Source organism: Gemmatimonadota bacterium (assembly GCA_016209965.1).
Classification (GTDB): Bacteria; Gemmatimonadota; Gemmatimonadetes; order Longimicrobiales; family RSA9; genus JACQVE01.
Genome location: JACQVE010000277.1, coordinates 1 through 4985, shown reverse-complemented (window position 1 = coordinate 4985; position 4985 = coordinate 1). Strand labels below are relative to the sequence as shown.

The following is a 4985-nucleotide window of genomic DNA, read 5'->3' as shown; positions in this document are numbered from 1 at the left end:
TATGGCAATGGCCTGCAGGCCATGGACCGGGGCGACTATGCCGAAGCCGTGCGCCTGTTCCAGCAGGCGGTGCAGCTCGATCCCAGCCTGGGCGCAGCGCGGGAGCGGCAGGGCGAGGCCGCGCAGTTGCAGCGCGCGGGCGAGGTGACGCCGCAGCAGATCGCGCAGACAGGGCTGACGGAGTTGCCGGCTGCTCCTGCCGCGGCCGCCCGAGCGGAGGCCCCAGCGGCGGCGGTCGGGGCGGAGGACCTGCTGCGCGACACGCGTGACCAGGTCAACTCGACACCGGCCACCCAGCTCACGGAGCGTGGCGCGGTGCAGGAGGGTGGGACTCAGCAGGGCGGGACGCGGAACCCGGCGCAGGAGGGGCAGCAGCAGGAAGGGGTGACGCAGGCGCCGACTGCACGGGTGAGGGTGTGCGTTCCCAATCCCTTCACCGGTAAGGGGTGCTAGGCCATGAGATACGCGACAGCAACGGCGGCGATCCTGCTGGTGGCCGCAGCGGCAGGGTCGGCCCAGGAGCCGCGCAGCGGGGCGCTGGGCACGGGCGCCCATTTCCAGAACTACAGCTTCGATGGAACGGGCGTATCCTCGGCCAAGCTGCTACTCGTGCCGTTCGCTTTCGAGCTGCCCTTGAGTCCGCGCTTCTCGACGGACGTGTATGCGGCCTTCGCGCGTGGGGAGGTGGATGTTGGCGGCGAATTGTTCGAGCTGAACGGCTTCGTCGATACACGCGTGCGCATGAACTGGGCGTTCCTGCCCTGGGCCGTGCTCACCATCGGGCTGAACCTGCCTACGGGTGAAGCAACGCACGATTCGCGCGAGGCGGTCGTGGCCAGTGTGCTGTCGACCGACCTGCTGGGGTTCAGAGAAGCCAGTTGGGGCACTGGCTTCGGCCTGACCAGCGGTGTGGCCACCGCCTACCGGCTGGGCGAGTGGGGAGTGGGCCTGGGCGCGAGCTACCGCGTGGCGAGCGAGTTCGAGCCGGTAGCGGACACGGCGCTCGAGTACACGCCGGGGAACGAAGTCCGGATGCGCGTGGGCATTGATCGCAACGTTGGCAGCGGAAAGCTGACGGGCGGCTTGACCTTTCAGAACTACGCGGCGGACGAGCTGGGTGGGCGGGACCTCTTCCAGCCTGGCAGCCGCTGGCGCGTGGATGCCGCTTACTCGTTCCGCACCGGCCGGACGGCAACCTGGGCGGTATACTTTGCCGACATCCGCCGCCAGCGCGGGGACGTCTTCGTGCAGGGGGCCGGCGGGGCGTTCCTGCCGGACAGCACGGTACCCACGGGCACCCAGAACCTGCTGGTTGCGGGCGTTGCCGGATCCCTCCGGCTGAAGCCTTCCCTCACGGTGCGGCCGGCCCTGGACCTGAAGCTGCAGAGTCGGGAAGATCCGGGCGGGGAGGGCTGGGTCCTGAGCGTGGGAGGCGACGTCCCCCTGCGACTGGGCGGCTCGGCCGATGTGTTCCCGCTGGCAAAGTTGCTGGTGGGCTCACTGGACTTGCCGGACGGCACGAGTCACGGACTCACGGGCCTGGAGCTCGGCTTCACGCTCCGCTTTCGGCCCGGCTCGTAGCGCGCCGAGGCCGGCCCGCCGCCATGCTCCGCGTCTGCTCAGGGGCCGGGGCGGGCCTGGGCCGGCGCGAAGTTGATCACGAACCTGAGGGCGCGCCAGCCGATCAGTGCCCGCCGGTGGGCTGCTTCGCGCCCCCAGCATCCGTCCGGCTGCTGCGACGAGGCCAGGAGCTCGGCCGCACGCTGTACGGCGCCGGCGATAGAGGCCCTGGCGTATCCCCGCCGTCCCGCTTCCAGCAGCACCTCGAGGAGTTGGAAGGGATCGGCTTCCCGCCAGGTCCCGTCCGCCCGTTGTGTCGAAGCAATTCGCTGCAGCACGTGCTCGACCGCCGCCTGGTTCTCCGGCGTGGGCGGAGCTTCGAGCAAGGCCGCGAGCCCCGCCAGCAGTGCGGGCCTGGAGCAGAGGCCGCCCTCGCCCGCGGTCCAGAGCTCTACCAGCCGACGGAGTCCCTCGACGTGCAGCGCTATGTCGCGGCTGCTGGCGCCCCAGCGGAGCGCACTCTGTAACGCGATCCCGGATGCCGCGAGCCGAGCGTCGAGATCGTCCTCGAGGCGCACGCCGCACGGAAGCTGAAGCCCCGCCAGCGAGACCTCCGGGGGTGCGGGCGCGAAAAAACCGGCCAGAAAATGGTGGCACATCCCCAGCCGGTGCCCCGGCCGGGTGCAGCCATCGCCATAGCGGCCGGGCCTGCCCTGGCGCCCGCGCAGCCAGCTAAGCGCCGCCTGCGTGGCGGCCTGCGTCGCGACCGGCTGCGCGCCTGCTTCCCTCAGCTCGGCGAGCGCCAGCAGCGCCCCAGCGGTCGCCACCAGATCACCGCCCCAGCTGCCGCGTGAGTCCTGTTGCCGCAGCAACTGCGCGAGCAGCTCGGCAGCCAGTTCCGCATCACCCGGCGCAGGCTGCCCCGCCTCCTGCCGCGCGATCAGCCCCTCGGCTCCGGCGGTGCCCACCAGGTAGCGGTAGCTCCGCGCGGCCGCTCGCTCCAGCATATCGGCTGTCATGCCTGTAGTTTACGCGGCGGGCGCCAAAAAGTGTCACACTTCTGCTTCCTCGAACGTTCCCCTATTGCAGAATCGCAGGTAGCGCCGTACCTTGCCGGCTCGCGTCTGCGGCATGAAATGTGCAGCCGCTGGGGCGCGCCCAGCCGAAATCGGGTGGGGTGCTGGAGCCTGTAACGCGGGAGGTCGTATTCGCACCTTGAGTGTCAGTTTGTTGGCTGTAGCTGCTATAGCGGCAAGTCTGCTCCTCACTCGGCGACAGGACCGGCCGGTTCCCGGCGCGGTTCCGGCGGGTGAGAGCGTACCGGCGGACGTCTCGCTGGACGCGATCCGGGCGGCCGGGCTGTAGCAGCAGCGCCCAACGCGAGAGCGCGTCCGCCTCCGGGGTGAGGGGCGGGCGCGCTCTGTTTTTGGTACAAGGGGGGGGCGGCTAGGAGCTGGCGGCGGAGGAGTGATCGTGGATGATCTTCCAGCCCCGGGTAGTGCGGCGCAGGACCAGCGAGAAGAAGCCGGTGGCTGTGGTGGTGTGGGTGGCGCGGTCGAAGAGGACGTACCGTCCGAGCGCCAGGGCGTGGTGTGGCGGGAGCTGCCGGATCTCGAGCTCCTCGAAGCGCAACGCGTCCCGCGGGGCGCCGTCCTTAAAGTAAGCAGCCTGATAGCGCCGGCGCAGCTCGGGCACCCCGTGCAGGACTGCGGATCCGCCGACGAACGTGGTCTCGCCGGAATCGAGGTAGTCGTCCAGGAATCCCTCGAGGTCGCCGCGGTTCCAGTCGTCGGCTGAACTGCGCAACATGGCGGTGATCTCGGCCACGGGATCGGGAGGCGCCGCCGGGGGCGCAGAACCCGCGCGCGAGCAGGCTAGCAGCAGAACCAGCAGGCCGGGGGTGCAGCGGCTAATCAGAAGTGATCCCGGTTCTTCTCGATGTACTGGGTCCACTCGGGTGGCACGTCCGCGTCGGTGAAGATCGCGGTCACAGGGCACTCCGGCTCGCAGGCGCCGCAGTCGATGCACTCGTCCGGGTGGATGTAATACTGGTCCTCGCCTTCATATATGCAGTCAACCGGGCAGACCTCGACGCAACTGGCGTCCTTGGTGCCGATGCAGGGCTCGGCGATCACATACGGCATGGCGGCTCCTCTCGAGGTTTCCAAAGCTCCTGACGCTAGGAGCGCGACGAAAAGTGCACACGTCTCTTGCAGGTTGCAAGGGGTAGACGGGGCTGCTGCCGTACCTAGCGGCGGGCCCGGTGGGTGGTGCGGCATCACCTCTGGCGGCCAGCGCTCCCGCTTGGCGGAGCCTCCTCGGCCCGGGTCTCAAAACAGGTACCGTCGATGGAAGGTGCGGCACCACCAGCGGTAGCGACGTGCCAGGCCGGGGTGGGTGCGCTCTGCGACGGGCAGGTATACGGTGCAGGTGCTGTGGTGCAGTGGCTGCCAGTCGGCGCGGGGCCGCAGGTGCAGGTGGCGGGCGTGATCGAGCCGTTCGGCAAGGGCGAGGACGCGAGCGGGCTCGGGCGCAGTCACGAGCTGCTCGAGCAGCTCGTCGCCGGCGCTGGCGGGGCGGGGCACGCTCTGCACCAGGTGGGCGACGTCCGGTCCGCAAACCTCCTGTATCGCCGCAAGGGGCGTGGTCAGCTCGTCGCGCAGGGTCTCGCACACAGCAGCCGCAACGGCCAGGTCTGGATCGGCGATGGCCAGGTCCTCCAGCAGGATGAGCGCCGTACGAGCCGGGTGCAGGTAATCGGGGTGGTGCTCGTCGGGCAGCCTGGACGCCCGGGGCTGCATGGCGAGGCGGAACGCGGCCTCCAGCCGGGCCAGGGCCGCGCTTCCGAATCCGGCGCGGCGAGCGGCGGCGGTGAGGCGGCGGGCCATGAGGTCGGCCCGCGGCGGCGGAATCATGGGCGCAGCCGGGCAGGGTCCCGCCCGCCTTTCGACAGTGGCTCCCCGAGCACCCTCACGGCCGCGACCTCAGCGCCCCAGGGGGTTCCATTCGGACTCGGGCGTGCCCGCCCGGTGATTGGCCAGCCGGGCGAGCATGAAGAGGAGGTCCGACAGGCGGTTCAGGTAGACGACGAAGCCCTCGTCGACTTCTTCCTCGGCCGCCAGGCGGACGAGCCGCCGCTCGGCTCGGCGACAGATGGTGCGGGCCAGGTGGAGCGCGGCGCCGGCGGGAGCGCCTCCGGGCAGGACGAAGTGGCGGAGCTCGGGCAATTCCGCGTCCGCCTGGTCGATCCACTGCTCGAGCAGTGGCACCCGGTCCGGCTCGAGGTGCGGCAGCCGCGGCAAGCGCTGGGGCGCGGCCTGTGGAGCGGCGAGGTGGGCTCCGATGGTGAACAGGTCGGGCTGGATGGCGCCGAGGCGATCCCGAATGTCCGCATCACCGACCTGGCCGCGGGCCCAGCCGATGGC

Annotated in this window: 7 protein-coding genes; 2 read left to right on the top strand and 5 right to left on the bottom strand. The window is 70.5% G+C overall.

The features are described from left to right. Window positions 1-453: tetratricopeptide repeat protein (locus HY703_11035; protein MBI4545721.1), on the top strand; the 453-nt coding region annotated here is incomplete at its 5' end. Window positions 454-456: 3 nt separating this feature from the next. Continuing rightward, window positions 457-1581, top strand: a complete 1125-nt coding sequence (locus HY703_11030) for a hypothetical protein (GenBank protein ID MBI4545720.1) — start codon at window positions 457-459, stop codon at window positions 1579-1581. Window positions 1582-1619: 38 nt separating this feature from the next. Here HY703_11030 and HY703_11025 read toward each other — a convergent pair whose 3' ends face one another. The 5 genes from HY703_11025 to HY703_11005 form a co-directional block, all read right to left on the bottom strand. Then, entirely contained in the window at window positions 1620-2567 is a 948-nt protein-coding gene (locus HY703_11025; GenBank protein MBI4545719.1) for a hypothetical protein, read from the bottom strand. A 439-nt stretch (window positions 2568-3006) separates the two neighbouring features. Further along, a complete protein-coding gene (locus tag HY703_11020) occupies window positions 3007-3387 on the bottom strand; it encodes a DUF4440 domain-containing protein (GenBank protein MBI4545718.1) in 381 nt (126 codons plus the stop codon). An 86-nt stretch (window positions 3388-3473) separates the two neighbouring features. Beyond that, window positions 3474-3704: a ferredoxin family protein gene (locus HY703_11015; GenBank protein MBI4545717.1), complete on the bottom strand. Its 231-nt coding sequence runs from the start codon at window positions 3702-3704 to the stop codon at window positions 3474-3476. Window positions 3705-3890: 186 nt separating this feature from the next. Then, window positions 3891-4475, bottom strand: coding sequence for an HD domain-containing protein (locus HY703_11010; protein ID MBI4545716.1), 585 nt, complete (start codon window positions 4473-4475; stop codon window positions 3891-3893). A 69-nt stretch (window positions 4476-4544) separates the two neighbouring features. Continuing rightward, window positions 4545-4985, bottom strand: a 441-nt coding sequence (locus HY703_11005) for a cob(I)yrinic acid a,c-diamide adenosyltransferase (GenBank protein MBI4545715.1), incomplete at its 5' end; no start/stop codon positions are given.